The sequence below is a fragment of the Sphingomonas sp. Ell38C01 genome, assembly GCF_055231975.1.
The window spans coordinates 1913198-1927552 of record NZ_JBUYVA010000001.1 but is presented as its reverse complement, the minus strand read 5'-3'; the positions used below and the strand labels follow the sequence as shown (position 1 = coordinate 1927552).

The window sequence follows — 14355 nt, the reverse complement described above, 5'->3', positions numbered from 1 at the left end:
ACTGCGCACGACCCCATCATACCCGCTCCTCGAATCCCCCTCGGGCGCGGGTATGATGGTGTGACCTTTGTGACTGTCCGGGGCCGACCTTCATGTTCCTGAACTTCCTCGACGAGCTGCGCGCCGCGGGCATCCCCGCCAGCCTGAAGGAGCATCTGATCCTGCTCGAGGCGCTCGACCGCGAGGTGATCGATCGCACGCCCGAGGATTTCTACTATCTCAGCCGCGCGGTGTACGTGAAGGACGAGGGGCTGCTCGACAAGTTCGATCAGGTCTTCGCCAAAGTCTTCCGCGGCATCGCCACCAGCTTCGCGACGCAGGGCGCCGAGGTCCCCGCCGACTGGCTCAAGTCGGTCGCGGAGAAGTATCTGACGCCCGAAGAGATGGAGGCGATCAAGTCGCTCGGGTCGTGGGACGAGATCATGGAGACGCTCAAGAAGCGGCTCGAGGAACAGCAAAAGCGCCATCAGGGCGGCAGCAAGTGGATCGGCACCGGCGGGACCTCGCCCTATGGCAACGACGGCTACAACCCGGAAGGCGTCCGCATCGGCGGCGAATCGAAACACAAGCGCGCGCTCAAGGTATGGGACCAGCGCGAGTTCAAGAATCTCGACAATACCAAGGAGCTCGGCACCCGCAACATCAAGGTCGCGCTGCGTCGCCTGCGCCGCTTCGCGCGCGAGGGCGCGGCGGACGAGCTCGATATCGACGGCACGATCGCGGGCACCGCGCGGCAGGGCTATCTCGACATCGTCATGCGCGCGGAACGACGCAACGCGGTCAAGCTGCTGCTCTTCCTCGACGTCGGCGGCTCGATGGATCCGTGGGTAAAGCTGTGCGAGGAGCTGTTCTCGGCCGCCACCACCGAGTTCAAGAACCTCGAATTCTTCTACTTCCACAATTGCCCGTATGAGGGCGTGTGGAAGGACAATACGCGCCGCTTTTCGGAACGGACGCCGATGTGGGACGTGCTCCACAAATACGGCCACGACTACAAGCTGGTGTTCGTCGGCGACGCCTCGATGAGCCCCTACGAGATCACGCATCCCGGCGGCTCGGTCGAGCATTTCAACGAGGAATCGGGCGCGGTCTGGATGCACCGGCTGGCGACGACCTACCCCGCCGCGGTGTGGCTCAACCCGGTGCCGCAGCCGCAATGGGGCTATTCGCAGTCCGTGAAGATCATCCGCGAGCTGATGACCGACCGGATGTACCCGCTGACGCTCGCCGGGCTCGACGATGCGATGCGCGAGCTGACCCGCAAACGCTGATGGAGGCGACGATGACGATCCGGCTGACGATCCTTGCTTCAGCGGCGATGGCCGCCGCTAACACCGCGATCGCACAGATTCCCGCCAGGACCCCGGTTCCCGACGCGTGCCGAACCGGCCCCCGGCCCGTCGCGAAGCCCGGCGCGCCGCTCCGCACGCGCCCGCTGGCGAAGGACCCCAACGCCGCGCAACTCGCCGCGGTCTGGCGCCGCGATCACCGCGGCTGCCCGATGCCGGTCGTGCTGAAGGACGATGTCGGGGCGCGGCGGTAGGAAAGGTCCGCTACCGAAGCGCAGACGCAAATGCACCAGCCCATTTTCCGTTTGTTTCGAGCGAAGTCGAGAAACGTGGCGTAGTGCTGGTGGCTCGTTTCTCGACGTCGCTCGAAACAAACGGATCGGGACGCTATGGATCGGCCCTGAAGCGCGCTCACGCCCCCAGCGCGGCGATCTTCTGCGAATAGCTCTCGACCAGCCGCAACCGCCGGTCGCGCGCCTCGGTCGTCAGCGCACGCGCAGCGGCTGCGCGCTCCATGTTCAGGCGTCGAACGTAGTAACGAAGATCGGATTCCAATGGACGCTCCCTCCCCGGATCGTCTCGAGTCCCCATGGAACCGGTCCTACTCCAACTCCGTTACGAGTCCATTGCACCGCAGCGACACTCGCGCCCGGGCGAGTATCACGCGCGGTGAACGACACCGCCCGCCAGCGGCGCCGGCACGCCCGTCGTCCCTGGAAAGCTGATCGGCAGCCCGGCGAGGGTCCGGACCGCCATATAGGCGAATCCTTCCGCCTCCAGCGCATCGCCATTCCACCCGAGCGTATCGGCCGATTCGGGGGTCAGCCCGGTCCGCGCCGCGATCATCGCCAGCATCACCGGGTTATGCCGCCCGCCGCCCGCGACGATCAGCCGCCCGGGTCGTCCAGGCAGCAGCCGCAGCGCCTGCGCCACCGTCGCGGCGGTGAACGCGGTCAGCGTCGCCGCCCCGTCTGCCGCGGATAGCCCGCGCGCAGACTGGATCGTGAAATCGTTGCGGTCGAGCGACTTGGGCGGGGCCGCATCGAACCAGGGATTGTCGAGCATCGCCCCCAGCACGGTCTCGTCGACCCGCCCCGCGGCAGCCAGCGCGCCCCCTGCATCGAACCGCGCGCCCGTCTCCGCCTCCACCCACGCATCGATCAAGCCATTCGCGGGCCCGGTGTCGAACGCCACCAGCCCACCGTCCGCGCCGATCCACGTCACGTTCGCGACGCCACCGAGATTGAGCACCACCACCGGCCGCTCCAGCCTCTCCGCGAGCGCGGCGTGATAGACCGGCAGCAGCGGCGCGCCCTGCCCCCCCGCCGCGACGTCCGCGCTGCGGAAGTCGGACACCGTCGTGATCCCGGTCGCCGCCGCCAGCGCCGCGCCGTCGCCGATCTGCCACGTCCACCCGCGATCGGGCCGGTGCGCGACGGTCTGTCCGTGGAAGCCGATCACTCCCACGTCCGCTGCGGCGACCCCCGCGTCGCGCAACAGCTTCTGCACCGCGAAGACGTGCGTCCGCGTGACGAGATCGCCCGCCTCGACAATCGCCGGGCTCGCGCGCGGCCGGTCGTAGGTCAGCGCGACCCGCGTCGCCTCCGCCAGTTCGGCGCGCGCCGCGTCCGAAAACGCCTCGCCGCGAAACGCGATCCGGCGCACCAGCGCTTCGCCGTCGGTCTCGATCAACGCGGCGTCGATTCCGTCGAGCGAGGTCCCGGACATCAAACCGATCGCAAGCATCGCATTTCCCCCAAGCCGCTCCCATGCGCCGATTCGCGTCGCGCTGGCAAATCGGCCCGTCGCGCATTATGTGCGCATAACCTCATGGCAACGAAACTTCCCCTTCCGCCCCGCGTGGGCATGGTCTCGCTCGGCTGTCCCAAGAACCTGGTCGACAGCGAACGCATCCTGACGCAGCTGCGCGCCGACGGTTATCAGATGTCGCCCGACTATGCCGGTGCGGACGTCGTGCTGGTCAACACGTGCGGCTTCCTCGATTCGGCGAAGGAGGAATCGCTCGAGGCGATCGGCGAGGCGATCGCAGAGAACGGCCGCGTCATCGTCACCGGCTGCATGGGCAAGGAAGCCGAGGTCATCCGCGCGCGCTTTCCTCAGGTCCTCGCGGTCACCGGCGCGCATCAGTACGAACAGGTCGTAGAGGCGGTCCACGCCGCCGCACCCGCGAACCTGTCGCCCTATCTCGACCTGATCCCGGACGCGGGGCTCAAGCTCACCCCGCGCCACTACAGCTATCTGAAGATTTCCGAGGGCTGCAATCACCGCTGCTCCTTCTGCATCATCCCGTCCTTGCGGGGCGACCTCGTCAGCCGCCGCCCCGACGCGATCCTGCGCGAGGCGGAGAAGCTGGTCGCGGCGGGCACGAAGGAACTGCTGGTCATCAGCCAGGACACCTCCGCCTACGGCATCGACATCCGCCGCGAGCCGCGCGCGTGGAAGGGCCGCGAGGTCGTGCCCCACATGACCGATCTGGCGCGCGAGCTCGGCCGCATCGCCCCGTGGGTGCGCCTCCACTACGTCTATCCCTATCCGCACGTCGACCAGGTGATCCCGCTGATGGCGGAGGGCCTCGTCCTCCCCTATCTCGACATTCCGTTTCAGCATGCCGCGCCCGAGGTGCTGCGCCGGATGAAGCGCCCCGGCAACGACGCGAAAGTCCTCCAGCGCATCCATGCATGGCGTGCGCTGGTGCCGGACATCGCGATCCGCTCCACCTTCGTCGTCGGCTTCCCCGGGGAGACCGAGGCGGACTTCCAGTATCTCCTCGACTGGCTCGACGAGGCGCAGCTCGACCGCGTCGGCGCGTTCCGCTTCGAACCCGTCGAGGGCGCCGCCGCCAACGCGCTCCCCGATCCGGTTCCCGAGGCGCTCAAGGAGGAGCGCTACGCCCGGATCATGGAGAAGACCGCCGCGATCTCCGCCGCCAAGCTCGCCGCCAAGGTCGGTCGCACCTTCGACGTCATCATCGACGCGGTGGGAGAGGACGGCGCGACCGGCCGAAGCTATGCCGACGCGCCCGAGATCGACGGCGAGGTCCACCTGCGCGACGCGGGCCACCTGACGGAAGGGGACATCGTCGCCTGCGTGATCGAGGATGCGGACGAGCACGACCTGTTCGGGGTCCCGGTCGCGTCGAGGTTACACCCCCCCCCCGTTCGGGCTGAGCCTGTCGAAGTTCTGCCCTTCTCTTCGAACGGAGGACAGGAAGGGCGCTCCTTTAGAGCCGGATGAGGTGAGAGTGACCCGTCGGTTTGCGAGCGAAGTCGAGAAACGTGCCACAAGCGTCGCACTCCGTTTCTCGACTTCGTTCGAAACCAACGGAAAGCGGGTGCCGGGTCGGCCCGCTATTGCCTCGCTCCGATAAGCTCAGGGCAAATCCAAATGCGAAGCCGTAACCGCTTGACCCCTCCCACCGCGCTGCTAATAGCCGCGCTCGCCTGAGCGCAGGTGCCTTTCGGGGCGGAGTAGCTCAGCTGGTTAGAGCACGGGAATCATAATCCTGGGGTCGGGGGTTCAAGTCCCTCCTCCGCTACCAAGCTCAGGCGAACATGTGCCGCGACAGCGGCTCCCACGGCCCACCGCGATACCACCACGCCGCCAGGCCCGCGACACGCACCGGTCGTGCGACGAACCCGGCCTTCAGATCTGCCAGCAGCGCCTTCGCCACCGCCGGCTCCACCTTGTTCTGCACCGTCACATGCCCGCGCCACCCGGCCTGGTCCTGCGGCGTCAGCAGCCCCGCGAACGCGTCCGCCAGCCGCCCGCGCACCGCCGCCAGGTTCGCGCTCTCGATCCGGTACGCGACGCCGCGCCCCAGCGAATACACGTCCGCCACGCGCGCCGCCGGCGCCGGCACCCCGCGCGTTTCCGCCACCAGCCGCTGCTTCAGTTCCGCCGCCATCGACGGCGGCAGATGATGGAACAGCGTCAGATGCGCGTCGAGATGGTTGCGCTCGGGCGGGAAATGCGCACGCCGCAACCCGTCGAACCACGCCTGGTCCTCCGCACACAACAGCGCGGTCACGATGATCGGAGCGGGTGCGGGCTCGCTCAAATCTCGATCTGGCTGCCCAGCTCCACCACGCGGTTCGTCGGCAGGCGGAAGAACTCCATCGCGCTTTCGGCGTTGCGCAGCATCCACGCGAACAGCTTCTCGCGCCAGATCGCCATCCCCGGCTTCTCCGACGCCAGCAGCGTCTGCCGCGACAGGAAGAAGCTGGTGTCCATCATCCGGAAGTCCGCGCCGCATTCGTGGAAAGTCTTCAGGCACGCGGGCACGTCGGGCTCCTCCATGAAGCCATAGCGCAGCACCACGCGGTGGAAGCCCTGCCCCAGATTCTCGTGCACGAACCGGTCCGCATCGGGAAAATACGGCATGTCCGTCACCTTGACGGTCAGCAGGATGACGCGCTCATGCAACACCCGGTTGTGCTTCAGATTGTGGAGCAGCGCGTGCGGAACGCCGTCAGGCGTCGAGGTCATGAACACCGCGGTTCCCGGCACCCGCGTCGCGGACGTCGCGGCGGATCCGATGAAGATCTTGATCGGCATCGCCCCGTCGCGCATCCGCTCCATCATCAGCTTGCGCCCCTTCGACCACGTCGTCAGGAAGGTGAAGATGATGAGCCCGACGAGCAGCGGGAACCAGCCTCCCGCAGGCACCTTCGTCAGGTTCGCGCCCAGGTACAGCCCGTCCACGATGAAGAACAGCGACAGCAATGGGATCGCGGCCCATTTCGGCCAGTGCCACAGCCGGAACAGCAGCACGCCCAGCAGGCACGTGTCGATCGTCATCGCCCCCGTCACCGCGATGCCATAGGCCGACGTCAGGTTCGACGAGGTGCGGAAGAACAGCACCAGGATGATGACCATCACCATCAGCGCACCGTTGACGATCGGGATATAGATCTGCCCCGCGGTCGACGCGCTGGTATGCTCGATCCTGAGACGCGGCACGAACCCCAGCTGGATCGCCTGGTGCGTAACGGAGAACGCGCCGGAGATCACCGCCTGGCTCGCGATCACCGCCGCCATCGTCGCGAGGATGACGAGCGGCAGCCGCAGCGATTCGTGCGCGAGCAGGTAGAACGGGCTGGTCAGCGCCGCGTCCCCCATCCGCATCAGCAGCGCGCCCTGCCCCATATAGTTCATCATCAGCGCGGGCAGCACGAACCACAGCCACGACAGGCGGATCGGCTTGCGGCCGAAATGCCCCATGTCTGCGTACAGCGCCTCCGCCCCCGTCACCGCGAGCACCACCGAGCCCAGCGCCAGGAACGCCTTGAGCGGATCGAGTGCGAAGAACGCCACCGCGTAATGCGGCGAGAACGCCCACAGCACCGTCGGCGTCCTGGCGATGCTCAGCACCCCCAGCACCGCGATCGTCGCAAAATAGGCCAGCATGATGGGGCCGAAGAACAGCCCCACCTTGTTCGTCCCGTATTTCTGGATCGCGAACAGCCCGATCAGGATGACGACCGCGATCGGCAGGACCAGCCCCGCGAACGCCGGCGCCGCCACCGCCAGCCCCTCGACCGCGGACAGCACCGACACCGCGGGCGTAATCATGCTGTCGCCATAGAACAGCGCCGTCGCGAACACGCCCAGCACGATGATCCCGTTCGACCAGCGCCGCGTCTTCGTCTTGCCGGAGACGAGCGCGAGCAGCGCCAGGCTTCCGCCCTCGCCCTTGTTGTCCGCGCGCATGATGATCGACACGTATTTCAGCGTCACCACGATCATCATCGACCAGAACATCAGGCTGATGACGCCCATGATGTGCGCGGTGTCGACCGCCAGCGGGTGATGCCCCCCGAACGTCTCGCGGAACGCGTAGAGCGGGCTCGTCCCGATGTCGCCGAACACCACGCCGATCGCGCCGACCGCCAGCTTCAGGACGCCGTCATGCCCGTGATGCCCGTGATCGGGCGCGGGCGACGATTCGCCGCCCCCGGCTTGCGGAAGGGACGACGCGTCGCCCCGCTCATAGATGCTCACGGACGCGCCGGCCGATGCGGATTGGAAATCATGGTCATGGCAGCTGTCCGCAATCGCCCCTCATTGCAGTCGCTTCCCTAGCATGTCCGCCAGCCGCCGCAAACGGCGAGGAGGGGGCAGGCTCACCATCCCCGGACGCTTCCTAGAAGAACGAAAGACTGTGAGATGTGCCACGACCCGAGATGGATCCCCGCCTCCGCGGGGATGACGCCCACTCCTACGGCGACGACCTACCCGCGCCTTACCACCTCGCGGATCACGAAGTGCGACGCCAGCCGCGTCACCCCCGGCAGCCGCGACAGCGTCTCGCGGTGGATCCGCTCGTACGTGTCGTCGCGGCGCACCTCGACGTGGATCATATAGTCCGCCTCCCCGCTCATCAGGAAGCAGGTCGTGATCTCCGGGCACGACGCGATCTCGCGTTCGAACGCCGCCATCGTGTCCTGCCGCTGGTCCTTCAGCGTCACATTGACCAGCACCGTCGCCGGATCACCCCGCGCCGCACGCGACAGCACCGCGCGATATCCGGTGATGACGCCCGATTCGCGCAACTGCGTCACCCGCCGGTGCGCCGCGCTCGCCGACAGGCCCACCGCCTCGCCCAGCTCCGCGTTGGTCAGCCCGGAATCGGTCGTCAGTTGGGCCAGGATCCGGCGTTCGATCGCGTCTGACACGAAATCCTCCTCTGTCGCTCAAATACGCACTATCATCCCGTATCGTCGTTTACAGTGCGATTTCTTTGCACGCCTTTCTCGTCGGACACTCGCTATGACGGCATATCCCAGCACGGAGAGACAGATCATGCGCGTCGGCGTCCCCAAGGAAATCAAGAACCACGAATACCGCGTCGGCCTCACCCCGCCGTCGGTCGTCGAACTCGTCGCCGCTGGCCATCAGGTCGTCGTCCAGACCGGCGCGGGCATGGGCATCGATTTCGACGATTCGGACTATATCGCCGCCGGCGCGACGATCGTCGCCGATGCGCCGGCGGTCTTCGCGGGCGCCGACATGATCGTGAAGGTCAAGGAGCCGCAGGCGAGCGAGATCGCGCTGCTCGAGCCGCGCCACCTGCTCTTCACCTATCTCCACCTCGCCGCCGACAAGCCGCAGGCCGAAGGGCTGATACGGTCCGGCGCCACCTGCATCGCCTACGAGACGGTCACCGCCGCGAAGGGCGGCCTCCCGCTCCTGAAGCCGATGAGCGAGGTCGCGGGCCGCATGTCGGTGCAGGTCGGCGCACATTATCTCGAGAAGGAACAGGGTGGCCGCGGCATCCTGTTGGGCGGCGTGCCCGGCGTCGCGCCCGCGAAGGTCGCGATCCTCGGCGGCGGCGTCTCGGGCGTCAACGCCGCGCAGATGGCGGTCGGCATGCGCGCCGACGTGACCATCTACGATGTCAGCAACGATCGCCTCGCCGAACTCGACATGTTCTTCTCGTCGCAGATCAAGACCGCCTACGCCTCGAAGGCCGCGATCGCCGCCGCCGTCCGCCAAGCGCACCTCGTCATCGGCGCGGTTCTCGTCCCCGGCGCCGCCGCGCCCAAGCTCGTGACGCGGGAGATGGTCGGCACGATGAAGCGCGGCGCGGTCCTCGTCGATATCGCGATCGACCAGGGCGGCTGCTTCGAGACGTCGCACGCCACCACGCACGAAGATCCGGTGTTCGAGGTCGACGGCGTGATCCATTACTGCGTCGCCAACATGCCCGGCGCAGTCGCGCGCACCTCCACCTTCGCGCTCAACAACGCGACGCTGCCGTTCGCGATCAAGCTCGCGAACCTCGGCGCCGAGGGCGCGATGCAGGCGGATGCGCACCTCGCCAACGGCCTCAACGTCTACAAGGGCAAGATCACGCACGCCGCGGTCGCCGAGGCGCTGGATCTCCCTTGCGAGGCGTGGAACGGATAAGGAACGTCAGGGGTTGGTGCGATCGAAAGGATCATGCTCATGAGCGACACCAACCCCAAGGCCGAACCCTTCTCGAACGCCGAGAAGGATCCCGACGACTGGACCACCGGCGACGAAAAGATGACCGGCGCACAGGCAAGCTATCTCAAGACGCTGAGCGAGGAAGCCGGCGAACCGTTCGACGATTCCCTCACCAAGGCGGATGCCTCGAAGGCGATCGACGCCCTTCAGGAAAAGACCGGCCGCGGGAAAGACTGACGGCCCTCCCTCCGTCATCCCCGCCTGTGCGGGAATGACGGAAGGGTCCTGCCCTCTACCGCAGCGTGCCAGCCTGCAATGCCAGGAACCGATCCAGCAACGCCAGCCGCTCGGCGATATCACGCCGATACCCTGCCCCGGCCGGCGAAAGCGCCACCGCCCGCGCCCAATACGGCCGCGCTTCGACGAACGCCCCTGCGCGCACATACGCCATCCCGCGATAGAAGGGCGGCGCGGGATGCTCGGGCGCGAGCCGTGCCGCCTGGTCGAACGCGAACCGCGCCGCTGGAGACATCGCCCCGTCCCGCGCGGCCAGCGTCGTCCCCAGCCATGTCCACAGGATGAAGCTCCGCGGGATCGCCCGCACGCCGCCCAGCACCACTGCCGCCGCCGAATCGGTATCGCCCGCGCGTGTCATCGCATCCGCCGCGACCAGATAGGCGGTGTCCGCGGTGAACCGCCCCATCAACCGCTCGCGCAGCTCGACCTGCCCCGGATCGAACGGCACCCCGTCCGCCGCGATCACCGCCGTTCGTCCGGCAAGGCTCGGTCGCCCCTGCCACGCATACCCCGCCGCGCCGAGCATCAGCGCCGCACCGACGATCGACCACAGCGCCCGCCCGACCCCGAGCGCCCACAATCCGGCAAAGGCCCCGACGCCAAGCACCGCCAGCCACACGAACCCCATCAGCGCCTCCGCCGGAACGACGCCCGCGCGACGACCGCGCCGATCGCCAGTAGCAGCAGCGGCGCGAGCCACAACGGCGCGGTCACCGCGGTCAGCGGCGGATCGTACGTCACGTAATCCCCATACCGATCGATCAGCCAGCGACGGATCGACGCCGGCGCCTCGCCCTTCGCGATCCGCTCGCGGACCAGCGCGCGCATCTCGCCCGCCATGTCCGCATCGCTGTCCGCGATCGACTGGCCCTGGCAGACGAGGCAACGCAGCTCCGCCATCAGCGCACGCGCCTGTGCCTCCTTCGCCGGGTCGCGCAGCTGGGTATGCGCCAGCCGCGACGGCGCGAGCGTCGTGTCCGCCAGCACGGGTGCCGCGACCAGCGCGAGCAGGATGGCCGCCCGCCTCATCGCGCGGCGCGCACCGCGGCCAGGATCGCGGGCACGTCGTCCGTGCGGATGTCGCCCAGATGCTGCAGCACGATTCGCCCGCGCCCGTCGACGACGAAGCTCTCGGGCACCCCCGACGATCCCAGCGCCAGCTGCACCCGCGCCTGTCGGTCGTCGCCGATCGCCGCATAGGGGTCGCCATAGGTCCTGAGGAACCGCGCGACGTCCGCAGGCGCATCGCGGATCGCGACGCCCTCGACGCGCACGCCCGCCTGCTTCAGCGCCATCAGTTGCGGCGCCTCCGCCGCGCACGGCACGCACCAGCTCGCGAAGATGTTGACCAGGCGCGGCGTGCCCGTCGCGGTCGCGGCGACGCCGGGCTTCCCCGCCACCGCGGGCGCCAGCGCGAAGTCGGGCACTGGCTGTCCCACCATCTTCGATCGCACCGTGCGGTCGGCGGGTGCGAACAGCCCCGTCGCGATCACCGCGAGCAGGATCGCGAACGCCACCAGCGGCGCCCAGAGCAGCGCGCGCCTCACGCCGCCGCGCTCCGCCGCCGCGTCCGCCACACCCGCCCGACCAGCGACAGAAGCCCGCCCAGCGCGATCAGCGCGCCGCCGAACCAGATCAGCGTCACGAACGGCTTCCACCACAGCCGCAGCTGCCACCGCCCGTTCGCATCCGCCGCGCCCAGCACGGTGTAGAGCTGCCCGTCGAACAGCGTCGCGATCGCGCTCTCGCTCGTCGTCACCGCCGGTGTCGCGAAGGTCCGGGACTGTGGCCTGAGCACCAGCGTCTCGCCGTCGCGCGTCGCGCGCAGGGTCGCCTGCAACGCGCTCCAGTTATCCCCCAGCACCGGCGAGATCCCCTGCAAGGTCACCGTCCACGGCCCGACCCGTTTCGGCTCGCCCACGCCCGCGGACACCAAAGTCTCCTGCGTGAACGCGCTGTCGCACGCCATCCCCGCCAAACTCACCGCGATCCCCAGATGCGCGACCACCATTCCCCAGGTGAACAGCGGCGTCCGTCGCAGGTTGCGCTTCCACAACGGCGCGACGCTCGCCACCGCCAGCCCCGCCGCGCAGGCGAGCCCCGCCAGCGGCAGCCACCCGATAGGCCCCGCCAGCGCGAACGCCCCCGCGCCGGTGAACAGCCCGGCCGCGAGAGGGATCATCACCCGCCCCAGCATCTCCTGCACATCGTCGCGCCGCCACCGCAGCAACGGCCCCACCGCCATCACGATCACCAGCAGCAACGCGATCGGCCCCGCGGTCCGGTCGAAGAACGGCGGCCCCACCGACAGCTGCACCCCGAACCCCGCCGCGACGATCGGGTACAGCGTGCCGATCAGCACGATCCCCAGGATCACCGACAGCAGCAGGTTGTTCGCCACCAGCGCGCCCTCGCGGCTCACCAGCTCGAACGTCGTCCCCGCACGCACCGTACCCACGCGCGCAGCGAACAGCGCCAGCGCCCCGCCGATATAGAGCGCCAGCAGCGCCAGGATGAAGCTGCCCCGCGTCGGATCGACCGCAAAGGCATGCACGCTCGTCAGGATCCCCGATCGGACGAGGAACGTGCCCACCATCGACATCGAGAAGGCGACCACCGCCAGCATCACAGTCCACGCGCGCAGCCCGTCGCGCGTCGCCAGCACGCTCACCGAATGGAGCAGCGCGGTCGCCGCCAGCCACGGCATCAGCGACGCGTTCTCGACCGGGTCCCAGAACCACCAGCCGCCCCAGCCCAGCTCGTAATAGGCCCAATAGCTCCCCGCGGTGATCCCCAGCGTCAGGAACACCCACGCCCCCAGCACCCATGGCCGCATCGCCCGCGCGAACCCCGGTCCCACGTCGCGCGTCACCAGCGCGCCGACCGCGAACGAGAACGCCACGGACAGCCCGACATAGCCGATGTAGAGCGTCGGCGGGTGGAACGCCAAACCCGGGTCCTGCAACAGCGGGTTCAGCCCCATCCCGTTGGGCGGTGCCGGATCGACGCGCGCGAACGGGTTCGATGCGAACAGCAGGAACGCATAGAATCCCAGCGCGATGAACGCCTGCGCGCCCAGCGTCGCGACCAGCGTCCGCCGCTCCAGCGTCCGCTCGAACCACGCCACCGCCCCGCCCGCGATCCCGAGGATGGTCACCCACAGCAGCATCGAGCCCTCGTGGTTCCCCCACGCGCCAGCGAACCGATACAGCAGCGGCTTGGCCGAATGGCTGTTCTCGACGACCAGCTTCACGCTCATGTCGGAGTTCACGAACACAGCCACCAGCGCCGCCATCGCGCCTGCGACCAGCGCACCCTGCACGATCGCGACCGGCCGCGTCGCATCGAGCAACTGCCCGCCGACCATACCGCGATGGCGCAACCCCAGCGTCGCCAGCACCAGCTGCAACGCCGCCAGCGCGGCGGCGAACCACAGCGCGGCAAGGCCGAATTCGGCGGTCACTGGGCCAGCGTCTTCGTCTCGTGGCGCGCGCCCGCCACCTGCGGCGGCATGTATTTCTCGTCATGCTTGGCGAGCAGGTTGGTCGCGACGAAGCTGCCGTCGCGCTGGAACTGCCCTTCCGCGACCACCCCCGATCGCTCGCGGAACAGGTCGGGCACGATGCCTGCGAACGTCACCGGCACCGTCGCGGTCCCGTCGGTTACCACGAACCGCACCGTCACGCCGTCCGCCGCGCGCTTCACCGATCCCGCCTCGACCATCCCGCCCAGCCGAACCGCGCGCCCCAGCGGCAGTCCGTCGCGCTTCGCATCGCCCGGCGCATAGAAGAACGCCGCCTGGTCCGTGAGCGCGGACAGCGCCAGCAGCGCGGCCGCGATCACCGCCGCCAGCGCCAGCAGCGCCAGCGTCAACCGCTGATGCTTGGCCTTCATTTCTCCGCGCGCCGCATCGCGATCCAGCTGGCGACCGCGAGCCCGCCCGCCGCGACGAGCGTCACGCCATAGGCGGCGATCACGAACGGCCACGGGTTCATGCGGCCGCCATCCGACGCATCCGCGCCTCGGCCTTCTGAACCGCCAGCATCGTCCGCATCCGCATCAGCACGATCCCGCCGAACAGCGCTGAGAAGCCCAGGATCATGATGGGCAGCGGCCACAGGATCGCGCCGTCGATCGCCGATTTCGTCAGCCCGATCGACGGCCCCTGGTGCAGCGTGTTCCACCACACGACCGAATAGCGGATGATCGGCAGCAACACCGTCCCGGCCACGCCGAACACCGCGGGCACCCGTCCGTCGCCGCCGCGCTCGGCATCCGCCTTCGCGAGCGCCATGTACGCGCAATAGACGAAGAACAGCAGCAGCATCGACGTCAGCCGCCCGTCCCACTGCCACCACGTCCCCCAGGTCGGCCGTCCCCAGATCGATCCGGTAACGAGGCAGACGAGCGCGAACATCGCGCCGGGCAAGGCGATCGCGCGCGCCGCCACCTGCGCGAGCGGATGCCGCCACACGAGGTAACCGATGCTGGCGATCGCGATTCCGCTCCACCCGCCCATCCCCAGCCAAGCGGCCGGCACATGGATATACAGGATTCGCACCGTTTCGCCCTGCAGGTAATCGGGCGGCGTCTGCGTCAGCCCCGCCCAGCAGCCCACCGCGATCAGCGCGACGCCGATCCGCACCAGCCACCCGGTCAACGGTCTGGCGATCTTCAGGAAACGCGCGGGATTGGCGAGGGCGTGGAGCACGGGCACCTTTTTCCCAATACGGGTAAATTCGCCGCGCGTAAGCCGGTTTCGCTGAAATGCAGCTCGACCCGCCGAGGAAAAAACCCGTCACCCCGGCCTTGAGCCGGG

16 protein-coding genes and 1 tRNA gene are annotated in these 14355 nt (G+C 68.4%); 6 read left to right on the top strand and 11 right to left on the bottom strand.

The window, feature by feature from the left end; genetic code table 11:
* Window positions 1-92: 92 nt before the first annotated feature.
* A complete protein-coding gene (locus tag ACV7NO_RS09135; RefSeq protein WP_463405691.1) occupies window positions 93-1271 on the top strand; it encodes a vWA domain-containing protein in 1179 nt (392 codons plus the stop codon).
* Window positions 1272-1282: 11 nt separating this feature from the next.
* A complete protein-coding gene (locus tag ACV7NO_RS09130) occupies window positions 1283-1543 on the top strand; it encodes a hypothetical protein (protein ID WP_463405690.1) in 261 nt (86 codons plus the stop codon).
* A 406-nt stretch (window positions 1544-1949) separates the two neighbouring features.
* Here the strand turns inward: ACV7NO_RS09130 and ACV7NO_RS09125 are convergent, their stop codons facing one another.
* On the bottom strand, window positions 1950-3035 hold the full coding sequence (locus ACV7NO_RS09125) for an anhydro-N-acetylmuramic acid kinase (RefSeq protein WP_463405689.1): 1086 nt from the start codon (window positions 3033-3035) through the stop codon (window positions 1950-1952).
* A gap of 84 nt (window positions 3036-3119) precedes the next feature.
* Here ACV7NO_RS09125 and rimO point away from each other — a divergent pair, with 84 nt between their 5' ends.
* Both rimO and ACV7NO_RS09115 read left to right on the top strand, forming a co-directional pair.
* Window positions 3120-4544: a 30S ribosomal protein S12 methylthiotransferase RimO gene (rimO, locus tag ACV7NO_RS09120; RefSeq protein WP_463405688.1), complete on the top strand. Its 1425-nt coding sequence runs from the start codon at window positions 3120-3122 to the stop codon at window positions 4542-4544.
* 227 nt (window positions 4545-4771) lie between these two features.
* Window positions 4772-4848: transfer RNA gene (locus tag ACV7NO_RS09115), tRNA-Met, on the top strand.
* 3 nt (window positions 4849-4851) lie between these two features.
* Here the strand turns inward: ACV7NO_RS09115 and ACV7NO_RS09110 are convergent.
* From ACV7NO_RS09110 to ACV7NO_RS09100, 3 genes are all read right to left on the bottom strand, one after another.
* On the bottom strand, window positions 4852-5367 hold the full coding sequence (locus ACV7NO_RS09110) for a 2'-5' RNA ligase family protein (protein WP_463405687.1): 516 nt from the start codon (window positions 5365-5367) through the stop codon (window positions 4852-4854).
* Window positions 5364-7310: a potassium transporter Kup gene (locus ACV7NO_RS09105; RefSeq protein ID WP_463405686.1), complete on the bottom strand. Its 1947-nt coding sequence runs from the start codon at window positions 7308-7310 to the stop codon at window positions 5364-5366. Before ACV7NO_RS09105 ends, ACV7NO_RS09110 begins: the two co-directional genes overlap by 4 nt.
* Window positions 7311-7540: 230 nt before the next feature.
* Window positions 7541-7984 carry an Lrp/AsnC family transcriptional regulator gene (locus tag ACV7NO_RS09100; RefSeq protein WP_463405685.1) on the bottom strand — a complete coding sequence of 148 codons (444 nt, stop codon included), beginning with the start codon at window positions 7982-7984 and terminating at the stop codon, window positions 7541-7543.
* Window positions 7985-8111: 127 nt separating this feature from the next.
* On the opposite strand from ACV7NO_RS09100, the gene ald reads away from it, so the two are divergent.
* Both ald and ACV7NO_RS09090 read left to right on the top strand, forming a co-directional pair.
* The gene (gene ald, locus ACV7NO_RS09095; protein ID WP_463405684.1) at window positions 8112-9218 is read left to right on the top strand and encodes an alanine dehydrogenase; all 1107 of its coding nucleotides are present in this window, start codon (window positions 8112-8114) and stop codon (window positions 9216-9218) included.
* 39 nt (window positions 9219-9257) lie between these two features.
* Window positions 9258-9476, top strand: coding sequence for a DUF3072 domain-containing protein (locus ACV7NO_RS09090; RefSeq protein WP_463405683.1), 219 nt, complete (start codon window positions 9258-9260; stop codon window positions 9474-9476).
* 55 nt (window positions 9477-9531) lie between these two features.
* On the opposite strand, the gene ACV7NO_RS09085 is transcribed toward ACV7NO_RS09090, so the two are convergent.
* From ACV7NO_RS09085 to ccmC, 7 genes are read right to left on the bottom strand one after another with little or no spacing between them, the layout of a single operon-like run.
* On the bottom strand, window positions 9532-10164 hold the full coding sequence (locus ACV7NO_RS09085) for a tetratricopeptide repeat protein (protein ID WP_463405682.1): 633 nt from the start codon (window positions 10162-10164) through the stop codon (window positions 9532-9534).
* Window positions 10164-10565, bottom strand: coding sequence for a cytochrome c-type biogenesis protein (locus ACV7NO_RS09080; protein WP_463405681.1), 402 nt, complete (start codon window positions 10563-10565; stop codon window positions 10164-10166). Before ACV7NO_RS09080 ends, ACV7NO_RS09085 begins: the two co-directional genes overlap by 1 nt.
* The gene (locus ACV7NO_RS09075) at window positions 10562-11083 is read right to left on the bottom strand and encodes a redoxin family protein (RefSeq protein WP_463405680.1); all 522 of its coding nucleotides are present in this window, start codon (window positions 11081-11083) and stop codon (window positions 10562-10564) included. Before ACV7NO_RS09075 ends, ACV7NO_RS09080 begins: the two co-directional genes overlap by 4 nt.
* Window positions 11080-12999, bottom strand: coding sequence for a heme lyase CcmF/NrfE family subunit (locus ACV7NO_RS09070; protein WP_463405679.1), 1920 nt, complete (start codon window positions 12997-12999; stop codon window positions 11080-11082). The genes ACV7NO_RS09075 and ACV7NO_RS09070 overlap by 4 nt, the downstream gene beginning before the upstream one ends.
* The gene (gene ccmE, locus ACV7NO_RS09065) at window positions 12996-13430 is read right to left on the bottom strand and encodes a cytochrome c maturation protein CcmE (RefSeq protein ID WP_463405678.1); all 435 of its coding nucleotides are present in this window, start codon (window positions 13428-13430) and stop codon (window positions 12996-12998) included. Before ccmE ends, ACV7NO_RS09070 begins: the two co-directional genes overlap by 4 nt.
* Complete coding sequence (ccmD, locus tag ACV7NO_RS09060) at window positions 13427-13531, bottom strand: heme exporter protein CcmD (RefSeq protein ID WP_463405677.1); 105 nt, start codon at window positions 13529-13531, stop codon at window positions 13427-13429. Before ccmD ends, ccmE begins: the two co-directional genes overlap by 4 nt.
* Entirely contained in the window at window positions 13528-14253 is a 726-nt protein-coding gene (gene ccmC, locus ACV7NO_RS09055) for a heme ABC transporter permease CcmC (RefSeq protein WP_463405676.1), read from the bottom strand. The genes ccmD and ccmC overlap by 4 nt, the downstream gene beginning before the upstream one ends.
* Window positions 14254-14355: the final 102 nt, after the last annotated feature.

Bases quoted from the DNA above. Each gene is read 5' to 3' on its own strand.
- ACV7NO_RS09135 (WP_463405691.1), top strand. From the start codon at position 93: ATGTTCCTGAACTTCCTCGACGAGCTGCGCGCCGCGGGCATCCCCGCC.
- ACV7NO_RS09130 (WP_463405690.1), top strand. From the start codon at position 1,283: ATGACGATCCGGCTGACGATCCTTGCTTCAGCGGCGATGGCCGCCGCT.
- ACV7NO_RS09125 (WP_463405689.1), bottom strand. From the start codon at position 3,035: ATGCTTGCGATCGGTTTGATGTCCGGGACCTCGCTCGACGGAATCGAC.
- rimO (WP_463405688.1), top strand. From the start codon at position 3,120: ATGGCAACGAAACTTCCCCTTCCGCCCCGCGTGGGCATGGTCTCGCTC.
- ald (WP_463405684.1), top strand. From the start codon at position 8,112: ATGCGCGTCGGCGTCCCCAAGGAAATCAAGAACCACGAATACCGCGTC.
- ACV7NO_RS09090 (WP_463405683.1), top strand. From the start codon at position 9,258: ATGAGCGACACCAACCCCAAGGCCGAACCCTTCTCGAACGCCGAGAAG.
- ACV7NO_RS09085 (WP_463405682.1), bottom strand. From the start codon at position 10,164: ATGGGGTTCGTGTGGCTGGCGGTGCTTGGCGTCGGGGCCTTTGCCGGA.
- ACV7NO_RS09080 (WP_463405681.1), bottom strand. From the start codon at position 10,565: ATGAGGCGGGCGGCCATCCTGCTCGCGCTGGTCGCGGCACCCGTGCTG.
- ccmE (WP_463405678.1), bottom strand. From the start codon at position 13,430: ATGAAGGCCAAGCATCAGCGGTTGACGCTGGCGCTGCTGGCGCTGGCG.
- ccmD (WP_463405677.1), bottom strand. From the start codon at position 13,531: ATGAACCCGTGGCCGTTCGTGATCGCCGCCTATGGCGTGACGCTCGTC.